This is a genomic window from Pseudomonas monsensis (genome assembly GCF_014268495.2).
Lineage (GTDB): Bacteria > Pseudomonadota > Gammaproteobacteria > Pseudomonadales > Pseudomonadaceae > Aquipseudomonas > Aquipseudomonas monsensis.
This window is the reverse complement of sequence record NZ_CP077087.1, coordinates 5,671,393-5,692,022: the sequence shown is the minus strand read 5'-3', so window position 1 is coordinate 5,692,022 and position 20,630 is coordinate 5,671,393. Positions and strand designations below refer to the sequence as shown.

Annotated in this window: 21 protein-coding genes; 12 read left to right on the top strand and 9 right to left on the bottom strand. The window is 59.7% G+C overall.

Going from position 1 to position 20,630, the window contains the following annotated elements; all coding sequences use genetic code 11:
* The first annotated feature begins 18 nt into the window (after positions 1–18).
* Together ettA and gdhA are read left to right on the top strand one after the other, a co-directional pair.
* Positions 19–1,683 carry an energy-dependent translational throttle protein EttA gene (ettA, locus tag HV782_RS25150; protein WP_186748043.1) on the top strand — a complete coding sequence of 555 codons (1,665 nt, stop codon included), beginning with the start codon at positions 19–21 and terminating at the stop codon, positions 1,681–1,683.
* A 349-nt stretch (positions 1,684–2,032) separates the two neighbouring features.
* Positions 2,033–3,370 (top strand): NADP-specific glutamate dehydrogenase, encoded by a 1,338-nt coding sequence (gdhA, locus tag HV782_RS25145; protein WP_123463990.1) that lies wholly within the window; start codon positions 2,033–2,035, stop codon positions 3,368–3,370.
* On the opposite strand, the gene HV782_RS25140 is transcribed toward gdhA, so the two are convergent.
* The 4 genes from HV782_RS25140 to HV782_RS25125 form a co-directional block, all read right to left on the bottom strand.
* Entirely contained in the window at positions 3,367–3,861 is a 495-nt protein-coding gene (locus HV782_RS25140) for a GreA/GreB family elongation factor (protein WP_186748044.1), read from the bottom strand. The genes gdhA and HV782_RS25140 overlap by 4 nt on opposite strands.
* A gap of 70 nt (positions 3,862–3,931) precedes the next feature.
* Complete coding sequence (locus HV782_RS25135) at positions 3,932–4,288, bottom strand: hypothetical protein (protein WP_123463994.1); 357 nt, start codon at positions 4,286–4,288, stop codon at positions 3,932–3,934.
* A 158-nt stretch (positions 4,289–4,446) separates the two neighbouring features.
* Positions 4,447–6,300 (bottom strand): Lnb N-terminal periplasmic domain-containing protein, encoded by a 1,854-nt coding sequence (locus HV782_RS25130; RefSeq protein WP_186748045.1) that lies wholly within the window; start codon positions 6,298–6,300, stop codon positions 4,447–4,449.
* A 266-nt stretch (positions 6,301–6,566) separates the two neighbouring features.
* The gene (locus HV782_RS25125; protein WP_007909797.1) at positions 6,567–7,055 is read right to left on the bottom strand and encodes a DUF3015 domain-containing protein; all 489 of its coding nucleotides are present in this window, start codon (positions 7,053–7,055) and stop codon (positions 6,567–6,569) included.
* 301 nt (positions 7,056–7,356) lie between these two features.
* On the opposite strand from HV782_RS25125, the gene HV782_RS25120 reads away from it, so the two are divergent.
* Entirely contained in the window at positions 7,357–9,795 is a 2,439-nt protein-coding gene (locus HV782_RS25120; RefSeq protein WP_123463997.1) for a Lon protease family protein, read from the top strand.
* Between the two features lie 309 nt (positions 9,796–10,104).
* Positions 10,105–10,434 (top strand): PA4575 family protein, encoded by a 330-nt coding sequence (locus HV782_RS25115; RefSeq protein WP_123463999.1) that lies wholly within the window; start codon positions 10,105–10,107, stop codon positions 10,432–10,434.
* A 6-nt stretch (positions 10,435–10,440) separates the two neighbouring features.
* On the opposite strand, the gene HV782_RS25110 is transcribed toward HV782_RS25115, so the two are convergent.
* A complete protein-coding gene (locus tag HV782_RS25110) occupies positions 10,441–12,273 on the bottom strand; it encodes a hypothetical protein (RefSeq protein ID WP_186747870.1) in 1,833 nt (610 codons plus the stop codon).
* Between the two features lie 174 nt (positions 12,274–12,447).
* Between HV782_RS25110 and HV782_RS25105 the strand changes: the two genes are divergently transcribed.
* From HV782_RS25105 to bamJ, 3 genes are all read left to right on the top strand, one after another.
* A complete protein-coding gene (locus HV782_RS25105; RefSeq protein ID WP_003228371.1) occupies positions 12,448–12,936 on the top strand; it encodes a TIGR00645 family protein in 489 nt (162 codons plus the stop codon).
* A gap of 135 nt (positions 12,937–13,071) precedes the next feature.
* On the top strand, positions 13,072–13,377 hold the full coding sequence (locus HV782_RS25100) for a DUF6482 family protein (RefSeq protein ID WP_123464003.1): 306 nt from the start codon (positions 13,072–13,074) through the stop codon (positions 13,375–13,377).
* 120 nt (positions 13,378–13,497) lie between these two features.
* Positions 13,498–14,115, top strand: a complete 618-nt coding sequence (gene bamJ, locus HV782_RS25095; protein WP_123464005.1) for a BamJ family beta-barrel-assembly machinery protein — start codon at positions 13,498–13,500, stop codon at positions 14,113–14,115.
* 132 nt (positions 14,116–14,247) lie between these two features.
* Here the strand turns inward: bamJ and HV782_RS25090 are convergent, their stop codons facing one another.
* The 3 genes from HV782_RS25090 to HV782_RS25080 all read right to left on the bottom strand — a co-directional run bounded on the left by HV782_RS25090 (position 14,248) and on the right by HV782_RS25080 (position 16,147).
* Complete coding sequence (locus tag HV782_RS25090; protein ID WP_123464008.1) at positions 14,248–14,505, bottom strand: PA4570 family protein; 258 nt, start codon at positions 14,503–14,505, stop codon at positions 14,248–14,250.
* Between the two features lie 205 nt (positions 14,506–14,710).
* Positions 14,711–15,052: a zinc ribbon domain-containing protein YjdM gene (locus HV782_RS25085; RefSeq protein ID WP_025108781.1), complete on the bottom strand. Its 342-nt coding sequence runs from the start codon at positions 15,050–15,052 to the stop codon at positions 14,711–14,713.
* A gap of 126 nt (positions 15,053–15,178) precedes the next feature.
* A complete protein-coding gene (locus HV782_RS25080) occupies positions 15,179–16,147 on the bottom strand; it encodes a polyprenyl synthetase family protein (RefSeq protein WP_186747872.1) in 969 nt (322 codons plus the stop codon).
* Positions 16,148–16,388: 241 nt separating this feature from the next.
* On the opposite strand from HV782_RS25080, the gene rplU reads away from it, so the two are divergent.
* The 5 genes from rplU to HV782_RS25055 all read left to right on the top strand — a co-directional run bounded on the left by rplU (position 16,389) and on the right by HV782_RS25055 (position 20,148).
* A complete protein-coding gene (rplU, locus tag HV782_RS25075) occupies positions 16,389–16,703 on the top strand; it encodes a 50S ribosomal protein L21 (RefSeq protein ID WP_007950961.1) in 315 nt (104 codons plus the stop codon).
* A 35-nt stretch (positions 16,704–16,738) separates the two neighbouring features.
* Positions 16,739–16,996 (top strand): 50S ribosomal protein L27, encoded by a 258-nt coding sequence (gene rpmA, locus HV782_RS25070; RefSeq protein WP_003228360.1) that lies wholly within the window; start codon positions 16,739–16,741, stop codon positions 16,994–16,996.
* Between the two features lie 194 nt (positions 16,997–17,190).
* Positions 17,191–18,414 carry an Obg family GTPase CgtA gene (gene cgtA, locus HV782_RS25065; protein WP_064589260.1) on the top strand — a complete coding sequence of 408 codons (1,224 nt, stop codon included), beginning with the start codon at positions 17,191–17,193 and terminating at the stop codon, positions 18,412–18,414.
* Between the two features lie 137 nt (positions 18,415–18,551).
* Entirely contained in the window at positions 18,552–19,670 is a 1,119-nt protein-coding gene (gene proB, locus HV782_RS25060; RefSeq protein WP_027612826.1) for a glutamate 5-kinase, read from the top strand.
* Positions 19,671–19,680: 10 nt separating this feature from the next.
* Entirely contained in the window at positions 19,681–20,148 is a 468-nt protein-coding gene (locus tag HV782_RS25055) for a CreA family protein (RefSeq protein WP_123464013.1), read from the top strand.
* 179 nt (positions 20,149–20,327) lie between these two features.
* On the opposite strand, the gene rpsT is transcribed toward HV782_RS25055, so the two are convergent.
* Positions 20,328–20,600 carry a 30S ribosomal protein S20 gene (gene rpsT / locus HV782_RS25050; protein WP_003228351.1) on the bottom strand — a complete coding sequence of 91 codons (273 nt, stop codon included), beginning with the start codon at positions 20,598–20,600 and terminating at the stop codon, positions 20,328–20,330.
* Between the last annotated feature and the right edge of the window lie 30 nt (positions 20,601–20,630).

Here is a 20,630-nt window from a genome sequence, read left to right as displayed (position 1 = left end):
ACTGACCCAAGGTTCTCCATGGCTCAATACGTCTTCACCATGCATCGGCTGGGCAAAGTTGTTCCGCCGAAGCGGGAAATCCTGAAAAACATTTCGCTGTCGTTCTTCCCCGGCGCCAAGATCGGCGTACTCGGCCTCAACGGTTCGGGTAAATCCACGCTGCTGAAAATCATGGCTGGCGTCGACACCGAGTTCGAGGGCGAAGCCCGTCCGATGCCGGATCTGAACATCGGTTATCTGCCGCAAGAGCCACAACTGGATCCGGCCAAGACCGTGCGTGAAGTGGTCGAGGAAGCGGTCAGCGTGATCAAGGATGCGCAAGCGCGTCTGGACGAGGTGTACGCCGCTTACGCCGATCCGGATGCCGACTTCGACAAGCTGGCTGCCGAACAGGCCAAGCTCGAAGCGATCCTGCAGGCCAGCGATGGTCACAACCTCGAGCGTCAACTGGAAGTTGCTGCCGATGCGTTGCGCCTGCCGGCCTGGGACGCAAAAGTCGAACACCTGTCCGGTGGTGAAAAGCGCCGTGTGGCCCTGTGCCGTCTGCTGCTGTCCGCCCCGGACATGCTGCTGCTCGACGAACCGACCAACCACCTGGATGCCGACTCCGTAGCCTGGCTGGAGCACTTCCTGCACGACTTCCCGGGTACCGTGGTTGCGATCACGCACGACCGTTACTTCCTGGACAACGTCGCTGGCTGGATTCTGGAACTCGACCGCGGCGCGGGCATTCCTTACGAGGGTAACTACTCGGGTTGGCTGGAAGCCAAATCCGATCGTCTGGCGGCCGAATCCAAGCAGCAGTCGGCTCACGAAAAAGCCATGAAGGAAGAACTGGAGTGGGTGCGCAAAGGCGCCAAGGCCCGCCAGTCGAAATCCAAGGCACGTCTGCAACGCTTCGAAGAAATGCAGTCGCAGGAATTCCAGAAGCGTTCGGAAACCAACGAGATCTACATCCCGGCCGGTCCGCGCCTGGGCGACAAGGTCATCGAATTCAAGAACGTCACCAAGGGCTACGGCGATCGCGTGCTGATCGACAACCTGTCGTTCTCCATGCCGAAAGGCGCCATCGTCGGCGTGATCGGTGGTAACGGTGCCGGTAAGTCGACCCTGTTCCGCATGCTGATGGGCAAGGAAACGCCGGATTCGGGCACCATCGAAGTCGGCGAAACCGTGCAACTGGCCTGCGTGGACCAGAGCCGTGAAGACCTCGACGGCAGCAAGACGGTGTTCCAGCAGATCTCCGACGGTTCCGACCAGATCCGCATCGGCAACTACGAGATCCCGTCGCGTACTTATGTCGGTCGCTTCAACTTCAAGGGCGGCGACCAGCAGAAGTTCGTCAAGGACCTGTCCGGTGGTGAGCGCGGTCGCCTGCACCTGGCGCTGACCCTGAAGGAGGGCGGCAACGTCCTGCTGCTCGACGAACCGTCCAACGACCTCGACGTTGAAACCCTGCGTTCCCTGGAAGAAGCCCTGCTGGACTTCCCGGGCGCCGCCATTGTGATCTCTCACGATCGCTGGTTCCTGGACCGCGTCGCGACCCACATCCTGGCGTACGAAGACGACTCGCAAGCGGTGTTCTTCGAAGGCAACTACACCGAGTACGAAGCCGACCGCAAAAAGCGCCTCGGCGAAGCGGCTGCCCAGCCACACCGGGTACGCCACAAAAAACTGGCCTGATTCGGGTTGGTTGCATAAAGAGCGGAGCCTTCGGGCTCCGTTTTTTTTGCCCGGGTTTTGTCAGCGGGACCGAGTCGCGACCCCTTCGCGAGCAAGCTCGCTCTCACAGGGGAACGCATTTCAAATGTGGGAGCGAGCTTGCTCGCGAAGGCGGTATAACTGTTGGTGCATAACTCAAATTTAGAATCACCATACAGGTGCAAAAAGCCCAAAAAAACCGCCTGATTTATATCCTGTGCACCATTTAATTTCATAACTGCGACATTTTGCGCTGTTCCTGTGCGCAAATCGTTTGCTACAGTCCGGCTCAATCGCTTCCAACGACAATAAATTTGCCGAGACTTTTCCCATGATCGAATCCGTCGAATCCTTCCTCGCCCGGCTGAAAAAACGCGACCCGGATCAACCCGAATTCCACCAGGCCGTCGAAGAAGTCTTGCGCAGTCTGTGGCCGTTTCTCGAAGCCAATCCGCGTTACCTGACCTCGGGCATTCTGGAGCGCATCTGCGAGCCGGAGCGCGCAGTGGTGTTCCGTGTGTCGTGGGTCGACGATCAGGGCAAGGTCCAGGTCAATCGCGGTTTCCGTATTCAAATGAACAGCGCCATCGGCCCGTACAAGGGCGGCTTGCGCTTCCATCCTTCGGTGAATATGGGCGTGCTGAAGTTTCTCGCCTTCGAACAGACCTTCAAGAACTCCCTGACCTCGCTGCCCATGGGCGGCGGCAAGGGCGGTTCGGACTTCGATCCGAAGGGCAAGAGCGATGCCGAAGTCATGCGTTTCTGCCAGGCGTTCATGAGCGAGTTGTACCGCCACATCGGCGCCGACGTCGACGTGCCGGCCGGCGATATCGGCGTCGGTGCGCGGGAGATCGGTTTCCTGTTCGGCCAGTACAAACGCCTGAGCAACCAGTTCACCAGCGTGTTGACCGGCAAGGGTATGACCTACGGCGGCAGCCTGATTCGCCCGGAAGCCACCGGTTTCGGTTGTGTGTATTTCGCTGAAGAAATGCTCAAGCGCCGCGGGCAGGCCGTCGAAGGCAAACGCGTGGCGATCTCCGGTTCGGGCAACGTCGCCCAGTACGCGGCGCGCAAGGTCATGGATCTCGGCGGCAAAGTGATTTCCTTGTCCGACTCCGAAGGCACGTTGTACTGCGAGTCCGGCCTGAGCGAAGAGCAATGGCTGGCGTTGCTGGAGTTGAAGAACGTGAAGCGCGGACGCATCAGCGAGCTGGCGACCGCGTTTGGCCTGGAATTCCGCGCCGGGCAGCTGCCGTGGTCGCTGGCGTGCGACATCGCGCTGCCTTGCGCCACCCAGAACGAACTCGACGCCGAGGCTGCGCGAACCCTGCTGCGCAACGGCTGCGTGTGCGTGGCCGAAGGCGCCAACATGCCGACGACGCTTGCGGCTGTGGATATCTTCATCGAGGCCGGCATTCTGTTTGCGCCGGGCAAGGCGTCCAACGCCGGCGGGGTTGCGGTGAGCGGTCTGGAGATGTCGCAGAACGCCATGCGCCTGCTGTGGACGGCGGGTGAGGTGGACAGCAAGCTGCACGCGATCATGCAGTCGATCCACCACGCCTGTGTGCATTACGGTGAAGAGAACGGCCAGGTCAACTACGTCAAAGGCGCGAACATCGCCGGTTTCGTCAAAGTCGCCGATGCGATGCTCGCCCAAGGCGTGGTTTAACCCGCTTCGATGCGGATCACTTCGATCATCTGATCGCCAGCGGGGCGCTGCCACAGCACTTCGTCATTGAGCCGGGCACCGAGCAATGCCCGGCCCAACGGCGAGGCCCAGTTGATCAGGCCCTGACTGGCGTCGGCCTGATCTTCGCCGACCAGTTGCACTCGGCGTTCGGTGTCGTGTTCGTCGGCGTAAGTCACCCAGCTGCCGATCTGCACCTTGTCGGTAGACGTCGCAGGGGCGGCGACCTGCGCACTGCTCAGGCGCTGATTGAAATAGCGCAGATCCCGTTCCAGATCGGCCAGACGCTGCTTGTCGGCCTGCTCGCCTTTGGCTGATTGTTCGGCGTGCAGGGTCTGCAAGTCGGCGACTTTGGCCTGCAACTGTGCCAGGCCTTGTGGTGTGACGTAATTGGGCTGCGCGCTGACCTGCCGTTCGACGGGCTGATCGGCTTGCGCGGCGGCGTTGTCTTCGTTGACGAAAGCGCGGCTCATGGTGTCCTCCTGTGATAGGAATTGGTCCATGGTCGCCGGCATTTGGTTTCACTGGATGTCTGGAAACGACCTATTGCGAGCGATAGGCTCGTCCGGCGTCCTGATCTTTCTGCTGCTGCCAGGCACGCTCGCGTTCGTCCCAGTGCTCGTTGCGATATTCTTCGCGATCCTTGTTCTCCAGCATCGCCTGACACTGGCGAAAGCCGTCGGTCCAGCCTTCGGCGTATTGCTTGTCCTTGAGATAGCGCGGCACGTTCTTGCGAAACTCGCCACTGATCGAGCCGGCGGCTTGCCGTCCGCTGACGCAACCATCGTCAAAACCATCGGCGAAGGCCGGTGGATAACCTCTGGCGATCAAATCTTCATGGGTGGTCTGGCAACCGCCCAGTAACAGCACAACACCCAGCAAACCCGCACACCGCCACATCGCACTCTCCCGCGCCGGTTGTCCGGCTTATGGGGAAAGTCTAGAAGCTGATTCATGACACGGCTGTCGAAGCCCCGTGAAAAATCCATTAACACCACAAGACCAAATGTGGGAGCGAGCAGGCTCGCTCCCACAGGGGGAATTTGTCGGGCTTCAGATCAGTAGTGATACCACTTCACTTCAAGCATGACCTCTGTTTCCGGCGTGGCGAGATGGCTGAACTCACGCTGCGCACTCAGACGCAAACCGAGGTTGCGTGACAGCTCCCACTGCTGGTTCAGGCTCAGGCTGCGGCGCACTTCGCCGTTGGTGAAGTAATCGCCCTTCGCCTCGACGCTGAGATTGCCCAGCGGGTTTTTCCACAGCACGCCGCTGTTGAAACCGGCCGCCGGGGTGATGAACCCGGCGAAGTCATTGTTGTGCTCGATGCGCACGGTGCCGAGGGCAAAGCCGAGCATGTCTTCGCCCAGTTGCCAGGTGCCGCCACCGCCACCGTTGACGTGGCTGACCAGGGTTTCGTCATCGTGCTTGCCGGGCACACGCTCAAGGCCGCCGGTGACTTGCCATGACAACGGCTGCAACAACTCATTGCGCGGGGTCAGCGAGCGGATGGTCGCCAGATCCAGTTGCTGGAACTGCCACTGGTTGCCTTCGTACTGGCGCAGTTTCATCTGCAGGATCTCGATCTGCGCGCCGAGCGGGAAGCTCTCGGCGTTGTCGTTGAGGTCGTGGTAAGCCATGCGCAAGCCGTATTCGCCGAAGGCGCGGTCGCCTCGGGTGCCGAGACCGGCCTGCCAGGTGCGCGATTCGTGGCCGTCCTCGGGCAGGCCGGGTTGCGGGATGTCCAGCTCCGGCGCCGGATTCTTGTTGATCGCCCGCAGCAGTTCGAAGCTGCGCTGTGCCCGTTGCGAGTCGCGTTCCTGACCGTTGGCGCGGTAGCGCTCCAGGCGATATGCCGCGTCGATGATCAATGCTTGGCGGTCACGGGGCAGCGTTTTGAACGCCGGGTCCTGCAACACCTGTTGATCGGCACTGACTTTCAGCACCCATTGCTGTTCGTCACTGTTCAACGGCTCGGCACGGCTGAGCAGTTCACGCTCGCGGGACGGGCGGTACTGGATGCTTTCCACCAGCCCGGCTTCCTTCACCGCTTTGACCGTGTCGGTGGGAATGGCGGTCAACGGGAATTGCTCGGTCAGGCGCAGGCTCGGCCGTGCCACTTGCAGCAGCTCAAGCAGGCGATACGAGCAGTTTTCGTCGAAGAAGAAATAGTCGAACTGGATCTGCTTCAGCTCCCACACATGTTCGACCATGCGTGCGGTTTCTTCCTGCGTCAGGTTCAGCCGGTACTCCCACAAGTCGCGGTTTTCCAGGCTGCGGTATTCGGAGAGTTTTTCCTGATAGGGCACCAGCGCGAACAGCCCCGGATAGCCGCCCATCAAGCCTTTCCAGGCGTAGAGGATGCTGTTGTCCGAGCCTTCGATGTAGGCGCCGAAGTTGATCGCGTAACTCAGCAGTGAAGTCTTGTCGGCTTGTACATCAGCCTGGTCGATGCGCAGCAAGGTGTGGCCGAACATCGACGAAGGACTGTTGAGATAAGCCGCCGGGAAAATCATCACCGCGCTGTGCGGCGAGACATCCTTGAACCATTTTTTGTATTCGGCGCATTCCGGCGTCGGCAGATCGCTGAGATTGAGCTGTGCCTTCAGCCAGCGCGTGCGCGCCGGGTACACGCACTGCGCGTGTTGCTCGCCGAGACTGGCCGGGGCGTACAGCGCTTGCACGGTGGCGGCCAGTTCACGATCGGGGTGTTCGTTGCCATCGGGCGCGAGGAAGAACTTCTTGTCGCTGACATAGCTGCGCCAGCCGCCAAGCTTGGCGGTTTCGTAGTGACCGAGGGAAATCCAGAAACGATCGTTGGCCAGTTGCTGCAAACGTTGAGGGTCGATGTGAGGCGCGGCGGATAGCGGGGCGCAGACACAGAGCGCCAGCCAGGCAAGGCGTTTGAGCATAGGTGGCAACTTAAGTCGAAAGAAAATAAAACCCGGATCGGGGTGTAATCACTCCACCCTGTGGCGAGGGGATTCATCCCCGTTGGGCTGCGAAGCGGCCCCGGAACCTGTATTCCCAATGCATCAGATACAGCGCATGCACAGGTTTGGCGACGGCTTCGCAGCCGAACGGGGATGAATCCCCTCGCCACAGGTTCAGCGTCACAGCGGACTGATTGCATTCAAAAACAAAACCCGCTTCCCGAAGGAAGCGGGCGGGGTCGAGCTTAAGCCTGAGTCGCGTACTTGGCCAGACGTGGGTCTGATTTCAGCACGGCCAGAGTGTTGGTATGCACGTCTTCAGCGGTCACGTCAGCCTTGCTGAAGATCTGCTGGAAGTGTTCGTGAGTGACGGCAGCGAAGTGCGCACGGTCTTCCGGCGCCACACCCAGTACCACGGCATAAGTCGTCAGCGCTTCGCCGTTGCCTTTGGCCATGTCTTCGGACAGTTCGTTCATCATGCCATTCATGGCGAACCAGGATTTGCCGCCGTACGTCAGCGACGCGTTGGTGGAGCAACCGTTGGTGCCGGACGTCATGCCGAACGTGGCATTACCGGAAGTGCCGTTGGTGGTGGAAGCGAGGAAGTGCGCCGGGGTGCCACGCTGACCTTCGAACAGCATGTTGCCCCAACCGCAATCCGGGCCGCCCGGGGCTTGCGCCATTGCGTTGATGGATACAGCGGTGAAGAGAGTACCGAGAAGAATCCGTTTCATATCTTTGTTCTCTTTGTGTGCATACCAATGGACAGGGTTCTGGCCCCCCAAGCTCTGTACGAAACAGACCCAAACGAAGCCAGTGGGCCAGTATTAGTTCCAGCCGCGCAGTTTGGAGTTTAGGCACGTTCTAACGGTTCCGTGATTTTTTACAAAAGATTCGGTAATAGCCCCGGTTTCAGGGAACCTGCTGCGCAGAGGGCCGGTTGTCTATGCTTTGGCAGATGGCGCGCCTTGCCAGTGGGGCACGGGCGGCGCCAGAATGCCGCTATCTGCCCCGCCTGATTGTTAAGGAAGTCCGATGCCTGATCCTGTTGCTGCCAGCCTGCGTATAGCGCCCGAAGCGCTGACTCGTCCGTTTTCCGCTGAACAGTTCAGCTTCACTACCACCAATGATCTGGAGCCCTTTCGCGGTGTGCTCGGCCAGGAACGCGCGGTCGAAGCCTTGCAGTTCGGTGTGGCCATGCCACGCCCCGGTTACAACGTCTTTGTCATGGGCGAGCCCGGCACCGGGCGCTTCTCGTTCGTCAAACGCTACCTGAAAGCCGAAGGCAAACGCCTGCAGACCCCGGCGGACTGGGTTTACGTGAACAATTTCGATGAGCCGCGCGAGCCGCGCGCACTGGAGTTGCCATCGGGCACTGCCGGTTCGTTCATCGGCGACATCAACGGTCTGATCGACAACCTGCTGGCGACGTTTCCGGCAGTGTTCGAGCACCCGTCCTACCAGCAAAAGAAAAGCGCCATCGACCGCGCTTTCAATCAGCGCTATGACAAGGCCCTCGACATCATCGAGCGTCTGGCCCTGGAAAAAGACGTCGCCCTGTACCGCGACAGCAGCAACATCGCCTTCACCCCGATGCTCGACGGCAAGGCGCTGGATGAGGCGGAGTTCGCGCAGTTGCCGGAAGCCGATCGCGAGCGTTTCCACGATGACATCTCCGGCCTCGAGGAGCGCCTGAACGAAGAACTCGCCAGCCTGCCGCAGTGGAAGCGTGAATCGAACAATCAACTGCGTCAGCTCAACGAAGAAACCATCACCCTGGCCTTGCAGCCATTGCTCTCGCCGCTGTCGGAGAAATACGCGGAGAACGCTGCGGTCTGCGGTTACCTGCAAGCCATGCAGGTGTATCTGCTGAAAACCGTGGTCGAGCAATTGGTCGACGACAGCAAGACCGACGCCGTTGCGCGCAAGCTGCTCGAAGAGCAATACGCTCCGAGCCTGGTGGTCGGGCATCCGGCCAGCGGCGGTGCGCCGGTGGTGTTCGAGCCGCACCCGACCTACGAAAACCTGTTCGGCCGCATCGAATACACCACTGATCAGGGGGCGCTCTACACCACCTACCGGCAGTTGCGTCCGGGGGCGCTGCACCGCGCCAATGGCGGCTTCCTGATTCTGGAAGCGGAAAAAATGCTCAGCGAGCCGTTCGTGTGGGATGCGCTGAAACGCGCCCTGCAATCGCGCAAGCTGAAAATGGAATCGCCTCTCGGTGAGATGGGCCGTTTCGCAACCATGACCCTCAACCCGCAGCACATTCCGCTACAGGTCAAGGTCATCATCATTGGCGCGCGGCAGCTGTATTACACGCTGCAGGATCTCGATCCGGACTTCCAGGAGATGTTCCGCGTGCTGGTCGATTTCGACGAAGACATTCCGATGGTCGACGAAAGCCTGGAGCAATTTGCCCAGTTGCTGAAAACCCGCACGTCGGAAGAAGGCATGGCGCCGCTGACCGCCGATGCGGTGGCCCGTCTGGCGACCTATAGCGCGCGGCTGGCCGAGCATCAGGGACGTTTGTCGGCGCGTATCGGCGATCTGTTCCAACTGGTCAGCGAAGCGGATTTCATCCGTCACCTGGCCGGCGATGAAATGACCGACGCCGGGCATATCGAGCGCGCACTGAAAGCCAAAGCCACGCGTACCGGGCGGGTGTCGGCGCGGATTCTCGACGACATGCTCGCCGGGATCATCCTGATCGACACCGACGGCGCAGCGGTCGGCAAATGCAACGGGCTGACCGTACTGGAAGTCGGCGATTCGGCGTTCGGTGTGCCGGCGCGGATCTCCGCCACGGTGTACCCGGGCGGCAGCGGCATCGTCGACATCGAGCGCGAGGTCAACCTTGGCCAGCCGATCCACTCCAAAGGCGTGATGATCCTCACCGGGTATCTGGGCAGCCGTTACGCGCAGGAATTCCCGTTGGCGATTTCCGCGAGTATCGCCCTGGAGCAGTCCTACGGTTATGTCGATGGTGATAGTGCGTCGCTGGGCGAGGCGTGCACGCTGATTTCGGCGCTGTCGAAAACCCCGCTCAAGCAGTGCTTCGCGATCACCGGTTCGATCAACCAGTTTGGCGAAGTACAAGCGGTCGGCGGGGTCAACGAGAAGATCGAAGGCTTCTTCCGCCTCTGCGAAGCACGCGGGCTGACCGGCGAGCAGGGCGCGATCATTCCGCAGGCCAACGTCGCCACGCTGATGCTCGACGAAAAGGTCCTGGCGGCGGTGCGCGCCGGGCAGTTCCACGTGTACGCCGTGCGTCAGGCGGACGAGGCGTTGAGCCTGCTGGTCGGTGAGCCGGCCGGTGCACCGGATGCTGACGGTCAGTTCCCCGAAGGCAGCGTCAACGCGCGGGTGGTGGAGCGTCTGCGGGTGATTGCCGAGATGATCAGCGAAGAGGACCTGAAAGAGGCCGAGAAGGAGCTGGCGCAGGAGGCGTTGGCAGAGGCCAAACCGGCATAAGCCTTAACCCGGGCAAACTGTAGGAGTGAGCCTGCTCGCGATAGCAATTCATCAGTCACTGTGGCTTTGACTGATACACCGCTATCGCGAGCAGGCTCACTCCTGCATTTTTTTTGCGGTGATCTTCGGGAAAAGTGCCACTACTCTGACGCCAATATTCACACAATGACCATTCGGCGCCTTCTGGTTCTATCCGGCTTGCTCGGCAGACTTTTCTTCTATTCTCAGCTCAAGGACATCGACAGTATCACTGGATCGAAACAGCCTTCGCGTGAGGGCTGAACACCGGCTTTACCGAGGGTCGCCGCCATGTCGCGCAACCTCTGCCTCACCCGTCAATGCCTGGGTCTTGTGACCCGTATCGAGTGCGCCATCAAGCCGTTGGCCGGCGATAACGGCATGTGGACCTTGCTCTTCGCTGCCGGCATGGCCGGTGAACAACCTTCCGCCATCAAGGCCCAGGGCCCGTTTCATGGGCCGGTCGCCGCCGAGTCGATTCTCGACACCATCGTCGAAAGCCTGACGATGCATGGTTACGAACTGGCCGACGATCCGCAGATCTGGAGCCTGCACCTGCAAGCCCAGCTCCGTCAGATCAATGGTGGGCGTGGGCGTACGGTCGGCATGTTCGACCATTAGGCGCAATCACGGCGCAGTGTCGGGCAACTGCGCCTTGTCGAGTTTGACCTCAAAACCGTATTGCACGGTATTGAGTTCAGTTCGCTGATAGGTCTCCACGTGCGTTGGACGGCCATAGAAGTAATGCACGCCGAACAGCGCCGGACCTTCCGCACTCGCGTCATGACTGACCGACAGAATCTGTTTCAGGTAGTTGCCGCTGTCGTCTTTGACAAAGAATCGCCAGGCGTTGGCCGGGAACTGTTTCAGGTCGACCACCAGCGTGTTGTTCTTGATCTCCAGGCCTTTGGGCAGCGACTTGGCGTCGTAGGACTTTTTCTCCACGCTGGCGAGAAACAACGGCATCGAACCCACGGCAATCGCCGGGGTTTCCGGGAACAGGTTCAAATCGTAAGTGATGGTCGCCTGCAGCGGATCGACTTGATACGCCTCGGGCGGCAGTTCGATCGGCTCATCGAGTTTGCCGCTGCGTTTCTCGGTGAAGAACGTGACCGGGCTTTCACCCGGGCTGAAATCATCGCCGAGCAGCTCATCGTTGAAGGTCCGCCGGTGAGAGAACTCGATGCGTGCAGCGCTCGGATCCTCCACCGACTGATGGATGCGGATGCCGGCCTTCAACGCTTCCTCGGTGAGGCTCGCGCCCTTGAGCCAGTTCGGCGCCAGATCGTCATAGACCACCACCGCCGGGTCCAGCGGCTGGATGGCTTTTTCCGTGGTGTGCTGACTGAACGTGCGCACCGGCAGGTCCAGCGCCTTGCGGGTCACGGTCGCCGATGAGAAGTCGAGCACGCTGACTTCCAGGGTCTCGACAGGGCCGTTGAAGTAGACCTTGTTGTAACGGCGCGGGTGCTGTTGCTCGAAGGCCTGCTGGTCGTCCTCGAGCTGTTTTTCCAGGGTTTCGCTCCAGGTTTTCTGCTGTTGCAGATGCGCCAGTTGTTTCTCGTAGAAAGCCACTTGTGCCGGGCTCTCGTTGATCGAACCGGCGCGCACCAGGTATTGCCCGGTGCTGTCGCGGGCCTGAACGATCAACGGATTGAGCTGCACCCCTTGGACCTCGGGCGCCAGTGGCAGGCTGTTACTGAATTCGACTTCGGCGTAGTTTTTTTCCAGCTTCAGCAGGGTGACGCTGAGGTTGTCGTCGGTGCGAGTTTGGCCGACGTCCTTCTGGCTCAGGTTGAAGCTGAACAGGCGGCGCGGGGTGATGACTTCGACTTTGCCTTGCAGGCTCACCGGTTGCGGCTGGGTTTTCTTGTCCACGTTCAGACCGTCGATGAACGGGTAGGTGACGGTCAGGTCATCGGGGTGGGTGACGTTGGAGCTGGAAGGACTGAGCTGAATGCCCGGGTCGGTTTCCGACCACTCCGGCTGCCAGGCGATCACGCGTTTATTGCTCAACGTCACCGATTGCCATTCCACGCCATGGGGAAACGGGAAGCCACCGGGAACGTTGAGGTTGAAGGGGAATACCGGTTGCAGGTCGGTGAGATAATCGGAGCTGGCGTCCTTGTGCAGCACGAACAGACCGTTGATGAGCGTATCGACCAGCGCCTGTGGGGAAGGGTAGTGCTTGAGGATGCCGAGGGTGTCTTCGCCGTGGACGGTTTTCAGCTCTGTGCTGTCGAGCTTGAGTCGCGCGCGTTCGAGCAGCAGCAGTGAGCCGCCGAGTTCGGTTACGGCATCCTTGAGTTTCGGGTCGGTAATGGCGTCCAGTGAGTGTTCGAACGTTGCCGTCTTCGCGTCGAGGCTGACCGAGGGTTTTTGCTCTTCGCCGGGAGAGCAACCACCCAGCAGCAGAGCGAGGCAAATTCCGGCAGTCTTCAACGGTAATCGCACATCCATTTCCAGTCGTCCTGTCCACTTTCGCTAGGCGGTCAATGGTTTGGACAGTAGCAGAAAAAAAATCGCACACACACGCAGGTCGCGGTGATCGGAGGTGCGAGCCGGGCGGTTTCTGGCTGTCACAGCTGGCTGTTATACTCGCCCCCGATTACAACCCCCCTTGTGTGAGATTCAATGGAACGCTTTTTCGAAAACGCAATGTACGCCTCGCGCTGGCTGCTGGCGCCGATCTACTTCGGCCTGTCCCTCGGGTTGCTGGCGCTGGCACTGAAATTTTTCCAGGAAGTCTTCCACGTCATCCCCAACGTGTTCTCGATGGCCGAATCGGACCTGATCCTGGTGCTGCTCTCGCTGATCGACATGGCGCTGGTTGGCGGCCTGCTGGTGATGGTGATGATTTCCGGTTACGAAAACTTCGTCTCGCAGCTGGACATCGACGACAACAAGGAAAAGCTCAACTGGCTTGGCACCATGGACTCTTCGTCGCTGAAGATGAAAGTGGCGGCGTCGATCGTGGCGATTTCCTCGATCCACTTGCTGCGCATCTTCATGGACGCCAAGAACGTCGATCCCGAACACCTGATGTGGTACGTGATCATCCACATGACCTTCGTGATCTCGGCGTTCGCCATGGGTTATCTGGACAAGGTCACCAAGCACTGATCATTAATTGATCACTGCCAAAACACCGCCCGTCTGTTGCGAAACAGACGGGCGGTGTCGTTTGTGGCTTGTGCTTTGGTGCGCGCGGGCATATCCCTGTAGAGGTCCTGATTCGCCACTGCGTGAGGTGCGTTCATGAACCTGCAAGAGCTGAATGCGTTTGCCATCGCCAGGAAGGTTGATGAGCTGAACCTGATCTCCATGGAAGGCGGGATTTATCTGCTAGAAGCGCGGATGCACGGGGCGGCGTATCCGTTGAGTGATCTCAAAGGCAACATGCTGACGTTGCGATCAGTGGAGCATGCGCGGGATCTGCTGCATAACTTTCCGTTGTTGCCGTTCAACCTTGTACACACCTCGGTGCACGATGAAATGTGCGGCCTGGGTGGCAGCGTTGATGAGAGCCTGAAAGTGCCGCTTGCCTGGCGCTCGGCCCTGTAGGGCCTGCCACACAGGTTCGGCATCTGTGCTAGTCTGCTCGCCCTTTTGGTTCCGGGCGCGCCGGGACGCGCTGTGCACGCACGGCAAGTCTTGTGGCCGTCCGCACAGCGGAGCAGTGTCATGTCCGAAGTAAATCTGTCCACCGACGAAACCCGCGTCAGCTACGGCATCGGCCGTCAGCTGGGTGACCAGCTGCGCGACAACCCGCCACCGGGTGTCAGCCTGGACGCCATCCTGGCTGGTCTGACCGACGCGTTCGGCGGCAAGCCAAGCCGTGTGGGTCAGGAAGAAATGTCCGCCAGCTTCAAAGTGATCCGCGAGATCATGCAAGCCGAAGCGGCGGCCAAAGCTGAAGCGGCTGCTGGTGAAGGCCTGGCTTTCCTGGCTGAAAACGCCAAGCGTGAAGGCATCACGACCCTGGCTTCCGGCCTGCAATTCGAAGTGCTGACCCAGGGCGAAGGCGCCAAGCCATCCCGTGAAGACACCGTGCGTACTCACTACCACGGCACCCTGATCGACGGCACTGTGTTCGACAGCTCCTACGAGCGTGGCCAGCCTGCTGAATTCCCGGTCGGCGGCGTGATCGCTGGCTGGACCGAAGCCCTGCAACTGATGAATGCCGGCAGCAAATGGCGTCTGTACGTGCCGAGCGAACTGGCTTACGGCGCGCAAGGCGTTGGCAGCATCCCGCCGCACAGCGTGCTGGTATTCGACGTCGAGTTGCTGGACGTTCTGTAATGCCAGGCCTGCCTTGATGGCGGGCTAATGCAGGAGTGAGCCTGCTCGCGATGGCGTCTGTTCAGTCGACTACTCAGTTGCCTGATATGCCACTATCGCGAGCAGGCTCACTCCTACAATTTTTTTGGGGCTTCATATTTCGATCTTGTGATTCAGCTCATGGGTCGGGCGCAAGGCCCGGGCATAGCAGAACAGGAACAGATTGCGCACCAGCTCCTTGAGCACCAGCGGTTCGCTGGAATTCAGGCTGCTGACGTCCAGATCGCCCTGATCCTGCAGCTCATGCAGGGCATCTTCTTCCAGTACCGCACAGACTTCTCCGGTTTCCCGATGCAGGATCCTGAGGTAAGGGTGTGGACGATCCAGCCAGGCGTCGATCAAATAAGTCATGGGTCTCATCTCCTTGAAAGGTTTCAATGAGAATAATTCTTATTCGTCAAATAGCAAGTGCCTATTGGCGGATCGGGATTTTTTCCGGGTAAAGATTGCGTAAGGTCAAAACGGCTGGCGTCTGGCTATTACGTGTGCGTGCAGGGGCAAGGCGGGGAGGGCGAAGCACCATCCCGCGCCGGGCGCGGGATGGCTGACAGCCGGATCAGACTTTTCTGACGAACTCGGACTTGAGCTTCATTGGGCCGATGCCGTCGATCTTGCAGTCGATGTCGTGGTCGCCATCGCACAGGCGGATGTTCTTGACCTTGGTGCCGACCTTGACCACCAGCGAGGTGCCCTTGACCTTCAGGTCCTTGATCACGGTGATGGTGTCGCCATCCTGCAGGACGTTGCCAACCGAATCCTTCTTCACGGCATCATCGGACGCCACTTCAGCTTCGCCGCTGGCCGACCACTCGTGGGCGCACTCAGGGCAGATCAGTTGGGCACCGTCTTCGTAGGTGTATTCGGAATTGCATTTCGGGCAGGGTGGCAACGTGCTCACTAAGGCTCCTTGAGGGATGTGGTTCGCTAAAAGTCGCACATTGTATAAGGTTTTAGCGCTTGGTGGGCAGGCAACAAAAAGCCGCAGGCTTCGGGGGAAGGCTGCGGCTGTTTGATTGCGCGGTAATCAGTGCGTGCGGGCGACCGCAAACTCACTCAATTCAACCAGTGCATCGCGGTACTCGCTGGCCGGCAGCGCATCGAGGCACTTGATTGCACGGGCCACATAATCACGCGCCAGTTGTGCGGTGTAGTCCAGCGAACCCGAGGCTTCCACGGCGATGCGGATGCTTTCCAGGTCTTCGATCCCGCCTTTCTGGATCGCCTGACGCACCAGTGCCGCCTGCTCTGGCGTGCCTTCGCGCATGGTATAGATCAGCGGCAGGGTCGGCTTGCCTTCGGCCAGATCGTCACCGACGTTCTTGCCCAGGGTCTCGGCGTCGCCCTTGTAGTCGAGCAGGTCGTCGACCAGTTGGAACGCCACGCCCAGATGATCGCCGAAGGTGCGCAGGGCTTCGCTCTGCTCGGCAGTCGCGCCCGCCAGTGCGGCGGCGCTGTGGGTCGAGGCTTCGAAGAGCATCGCGGTCTTGCCGCGGATGACTTCCATGTAGGTTTCTTCGGTAGTGCTGGCGTCGCGAACCTTGGACAACTGCAACACTTCGCCTTCGGCGATGATGCGTGTGGCCTGGGACAGGATCTTCATCACCGACATCGAGCCCAGTTCGACCATCATTTCGAACGAGCGCGAGTACAGGAAGTCGCCGACCAGCACGCTCGGGGCGTTGCCCCACATGGCGTTGGCGGTCGAACGGCCACGGCGCATGCCGGACATGTCGACGACGTCGTCATGCAGCAGGGTTGCGGTGTGCAGGAATTCGATGGTGGCGGCCAGCAGGCGCAGGTCATCGCCTTCGCGGCCCAGGGCCTTGCCACACAACAACACTAATAAAGGACGCAGGCGTTTGCCGCCGGCCGAAGTGATGTAATCGCCGATTTTCGATACCAGCGGCACTCGGGACGTCAGTTGCTTCTTGATGATGCCGTCGACGGCGCTAAAATCGTCCGCCACCGCGCGGTAGAAAGCTTGGGGTTGCATCAGCGAGAGTCGCTCCAGAAGGGTTGCGCGGCATGCTAGGACCCACACCGGGGCCTGTCAAGGCGCGATGGACGGCCACTTGCATGGCAGCGGCAGCTTGCGTACAATCGCGCACCCTGAACTTCCTGGGCAGCACCTGCCTTACGCAATTGCACTTGGGCCGTTCCAGCCCCATGCAGCCATGCCAGCCAATACCTCTTCTTATAAAGAGCTGGGTGAGCAGGATTATCGGAGAAATACCATGTCTTATGCAGTAATCGTTACTGGCGGCAAGCAATACAAAGTCGCCCCAGGTGAATACCTGAAGATCGAAAAACTGGAAGTCGCTACCGGCGAATCCGTTACCTTTGATCGCGTTCTGTTGGTTGCCAATGGCGACGACGTGAATATCGGCGCTCCAGTTGTTGCTGGCGCTACCGTTGTGGCTGAAGTGATCTCCCAAGGTCGTCACGATAAAGTCCGCATCATCAAGTTCCGTCGTCGTAAGCACCACATGAAGCGTATGGGCCACCGCCAGTGGTACACCGAGATCAAAATCACCGGTATTCAGGCTTAATTACAGCCTAATTCCTCACTAGGAGAATTGAACTCATGGCACACAAAAAAGCTGGTGGTAGTACCCGTAACGGTCGCGACTCAGAAGCCAAACGCCTTGGCGTGAAGATGTATGGCGGCCAGGTCATCAAGGCCGGCAACATCATCGTGCGTCAGCGCGGCACCCAATTCCACGCTGGCTACGGCGTTGGCATGGGTAAAGATCACACCCTCTTCGCGAAAATCGAAGGCGTGATCAAGTTTGAAGTAAAAGGCGCCTTCGGTCGTCGTTACGTGAGCGTTGTCGCGGCTTAATCGCGAGATCGCTGGAAGAGCCCTGTCTTGCGACGGGGCTTTTTCGTTTGTGGGGTGAGTCTCTTGCAAAACTGTTTGTATGGGCTGTCGGCGTGCGATGCAGGTCGTGTTTTGGGGTCGCTGCGCTCATTTTTGCAAGAGTCTTATGTCTTGATTGTTTTTCGGCTCGTCCGTATGGCGAGAGGCGTTGAGTTATGAAGTTTGTAGACGAAGTATCGATCCGCGTAAAAGCCGGTGACGGCGGCAATGGCTGCATGAGTTTCCGTCGGGAAAAATTCATTGAAAACGGCGGCCCGAACGGCGGTGACGGCGGTGACGGCGGTTCCATCTACATGATGGCCGACGAAAACCTCAACACCCTGGTGGACTACCGTTACACCCGGCATTTCGATGCCGAGCGTGGCTCCAACGGCGGCAGCACCGACTGCACCGGTAAAAAGGGTGAAGACCTGATCCTGCGCGTGCCGGTCGGCACCACCGTGATCGACTCGGCCACTCAGGAAGTCATCGGCGACCTGACCAAGGCGGGTCAGAAACTGATGGTGGTGCAGGGCGGCTGGCACGGTCTGGGCAACACCCGTTTCAAATCCAGTACCAACCGCGCGCCGCGTCAGACTACACCGGGCAAGCCGGGTGAGCAGCGCGACCTGAAGCTGGAAATGAAGGTGCTGGCTGACGTTGGTCTGTTGGGCTTGCCGAACGCCGGTAAAAGTACCTTTATCCGTTCCGTTTCGGCAGCCAAGCCGAAAGTCGCCGACTACCCGTTCACCACCCTGGTGCCGAACCTTGGTGTGGTCAGTGTCGATCGCTGGAAAAGCTTCGTCATCGCTGACATTCCGGGGCTGATCGAAGGTGCGTCCGATGGTGCTGGTCTGGGCATTCGCTTCCTCAAGCACCTGGCGCGTACCCGTCTGTTGCTGCACCTCGTCGACATGGCGCCGCTGGATGACAGCAGTGCGCCGGATGCGGCTGAAGTGATCGTCAACGAGCTGGTCAAGTTCAGTCCGTCGCTGGCCGAGCGTGATCGCTGGCTGGTGCTGAACAAATGCGACCAGATTCTCGAAGAAGAGCACGAAGAGCGCGTCAAGGAAATCGTTGAGCGCCTGCAGTGGGAAGGTCCGGTCTATGTGATCTCGGCCATCGCCAAAGAAGGCACCGAGCGCCTGACGCGCGACATCATGCGTTATCTGGAAGATCGTGCTGATCGCCTGGCCAACGACCCTGCCTACAAGGAAGAGTTGGCCGATCTCGATCAGCGCATCGAAGACGAAGCCCGTGCGCAGCTTCAGGCGCTGGATGACAAGCGTGCCCTGCGTCGCAGCGGCGTGAAGTCGGTCCATGACATCGGCGACGATGACTGGGACGAAGAAGATGTGGATGATGAAGACGGTCCGGAAATCATTTACGTGCGTGACTGATCTGTTGCGATAAACTTGAACGCCGCTCAATCGAGCGGCGTTTTGGTATCTGGAAATCGATCGTTGGTGACCAATAGCCACGATTAACGTCACGGGCAGCGCTGGGTCGCGCTGTCCTCAAGCTAAGGTTGAAGATGATGCGGAGCAAAGTGACAGGTGCGCAGCGTTGGGTCGTGAAGATCGGCAGCGCTTTGCTGACAGCTGATGGCAAAGGGCTGGATCGTGCGGCTATGAGTGTCTGGGTCGAGCAGATGGTGGCCTTGCATGAGGCTGGCGTCGAGTTGGTGCTGGTGTCCTCCGGGGCAGTGGCGGCCGGCATGAGTCGCTTGGGCTGGACCGCACGACCCAGTGCGATGCACGAGCTCCAGGCGGCCGCAGCGATTGGCCAGATGGGCCTGGTGCAGGCCTGGGAATCAAGCTTTGCCGAGCATGGCCGGCATACGGCGCAGATTCTCCTGACCCACGACGACCTGTCCGACCGCAAGCGTTACCTGAATGCCCGCAGCACCTTGCGCGCCCTGGTCGAGCTGAAGGTCATCCCGGTGATCAACGAAAACGACACGGTGGTCACCGACGAAATCCGTTTTGGCGACAACGATACGCTGGCGGCGCTGGTGGCCAACCTGGTCGAGGCGGATCTGCTGGTGATTCTCACGGATCGCGACGGCATGTTCGATGCCGATCCTCGTAACAACCCGGACGCGCAATTGATCTACGAAGCGCGCGCCGATGATCCGACCCTGGATGCAGTGGCGGGCGGTACCGGCGGTGCGCTGGGGCGTGGCGGCATGCAGACCAAGTTGCGCGCGGCGCGGCTGGCGGCGCGTTCCGGTGCGCACACCATCATTGTGGGTGGGCGTCTTGAGCGTGTGCTCGATCGCCTGAAGGCTGGCGAGCGCATTGGTACGCTGCTGTCGCCTGAGCGCGGCATGCTGGCGGCGCGCAAGCAGTGGCTGGCCGGGCATCTGCAAACCCGCGGCACGCTGGTGCTGGACGAGGGCGCGGTGTCGGCGTTGTCGCAAGGCAACAAGAGTCTGTTGCCGGTCGGGGTCAAGCTGGTGCAGGGCAGCTTCCGTCGCGGCGAAATGGTGGTTTGCGTGGCGCCTGACGGTCGTGAGATCGCCCGGGGTCTGGCCAACTACAGTGCTCTGGAAGCGCAAAAAATCATCGGTCAGTCGTCGGATGCGATTGTCGGCGTGCTGGGCTACATGGCTGAGCCGGAGTTGGTTCACCGTGACAACCTGATTCTGGTCTGAGGAAAACGCGATGCGCATGGCAAAAGGATTGTTGGGTCTGTTGATGGCGTTGCCATTGCTGGCCTCGGCCGAGGAAATCGGTCAGGTGTCGACGGTGTTCAAGTTCGTCGGCCCGAATGACCGGATCGTGGTGGAGGCCTTCGATGATCCGAAGGTCGATGGCGTGACGTGCTATCTGTCGCGCGCCAAGACTGGTGGGGTGAAGGGTGGTCTGGGGCTGGCGGAAGATCGCGCCGAAGCGTCGATCGCTTGCCGTCAGGTCGGCCCGATCAAGTTCAAGGGTGATCTGAAGGATGGCGATGAGGTATTCAAGGAACGCACCTCGCTGGTGTTCAAGACCATGCAGGTGGTGCGTTTCCTCGACAAGAAGCGCAATACGCTGGTGTACCTGGTCTACAGCGATCGCCTGATCGAGGGCAGTCCGCAGAATGCGGTGACGGCCATCCCGATCCTGCCGTGGGTGCCGGTCCAGCAATAACAATGCAAAGCCACTGTAGGAGCGAGCCTGCTCGCGATAGTGGTGTGTCGGTCGAGATCAACTTTGACTGACGCACCTGTCGCGAGCGGGCTCGCTCCTATATTTTTTCGTGCTGCGTTTCTCAAATTGCAGGCAATAAAAAACCGACCCTGAGGTCGGTTTTTTAATGACTACGTCGCTTAGGCAGCTTCTTTCAGTGCCTTGACGTGGCCATTCAGACGGCTCTTATGACGAGCAGCCTTGTTCTTGTGGATGATGCCTTTATCGGCCATGCGGTCGATAACTGGCACAGCCAGAACGTATGCAGCTTGAGCTTTTTCAGCGTCTTTTGCGTCGATGGCTTTAACTACATTCTTGATGTAGGTACGAACCATGGAACGCAGGCTGGCGTTGTGGCTGCGACGCTTCTCAGCCTGTTTTGCACGTTTTTTGGCGGAAGGTGAGTTGGCCACCGTCGAGCTCCTCGAAAGACTTTTTAGGAA

Bases quoted from the DNA above. Each gene is read 5' to 3' on its own strand.
- HV782_RS25115 (WP_123463999.1), top strand. From the start codon at position 10,105: ATGTCGCGCAACCTCTGCCTCACCCGTCAATGCCTGGGTCTTGTGACC.
- HV782_RS25125 (WP_007909797.1), bottom strand. From the start codon at position 7,055: ATGAAACGGATTCTTCTCGGTACTCTCTTCACCGCTGTATCCATCAAC.
- HV782_RS25135 (WP_123463994.1), bottom strand. From the start codon at position 4,288: ATGTGGCGGTGTGCGGGTTTGCTGGGTGTTGTGCTGTTACTGGGCGGT.
- rpmA (WP_003228360.1), top strand. From the start codon at position 16,739: ATGGCACACAAAAAAGCTGGTGGTAGTACCCGTAACGGTCGCGACTCA.
- ettA (WP_186748043.1), top strand. From the start codon at position 19: ATGGCTCAATACGTCTTCACCATGCATCGGCTGGGCAAAGTTGTTCCG.
- cgtA (WP_064589260.1), top strand. From the start codon at position 17,191: ATGAAGTTTGTAGACGAAGTATCGATCCGCGTAAAAGCCGGTGACGGC.
- HV782_RS25105 (WP_003228371.1), top strand. From the start codon at position 12,448: ATGGAACGCTTTTTCGAAAACGCAATGTACGCCTCGCGCTGGCTGCTG.
- HV782_RS25110 (WP_186747870.1), bottom strand. From the start codon at position 12,273: ATGGATGTGCGATTACCGTTGAAGACTGCCGGAATTTGCCTCGCTCTG.
- HV782_RS25100 (WP_123464003.1), top strand. From the start codon at position 13,072: ATGAACCTGCAAGAGCTGAATGCGTTTGCCATCGCCAGGAAGGTTGAT.
- rplU (WP_007950961.1), top strand. From the start codon at position 16,389: ATGTCTTATGCAGTAATCGTTACTGGCGGCAAGCAATACAAAGTCGCC.
- proB (WP_027612826.1), top strand. From the start codon at position 18,552: ATGCGGAGCAAAGTGACAGGTGCGCAGCGTTGGGTCGTGAAGATCGGC.
- HV782_RS25130 (WP_186748045.1), bottom strand. From the start codon at position 6,300: ATGCTCAAACGCCTTGCCTGGCTGGCGCTCTGTGTCTGCGCCCCGCTA.
- HV782_RS25080 (WP_186747872.1), bottom strand. From the start codon at position 16,147: ATGCAACCCCAAGCTTTCTACCGCGCGGTGGCGGACGATTTTAGCGCC.
- HV782_RS25090 (WP_123464008.1), bottom strand. From the start codon at position 14,505: ATGACTTATTTGATCGACGCCTGGCTGGATCGTCCACACCCTTACCTC.
- HV782_RS25140 (WP_186748044.1), bottom strand. From the start codon at position 3,861: ATGAGCCGCGCTTTCGTCAACGAAGACAACGCCGCCGCGCAAGCCGAT.
- gdhA (WP_123463990.1), top strand. From the start codon at position 2,033: ATGATCGAATCCGTCGAATCCTTCCTCGCCCGGCTGAAAAAACGCGAC.
- bamJ (WP_123464005.1), top strand. From the start codon at position 13,498: ATGTCCGAAGTAAATCTGTCCACCGACGAAACCCGCGTCAGCTACGGC.
- HV782_RS25055 (WP_123464013.1), top strand. From the start codon at position 19,681: ATGCGCATGGCAAAAGGATTGTTGGGTCTGTTGATGGCGTTGCCATTG.
- HV782_RS25120 (WP_123463997.1), top strand. From the start codon at position 7,357: ATGCCTGATCCTGTTGCTGCCAGCCTGCGTATAGCGCCCGAAGCGCTG.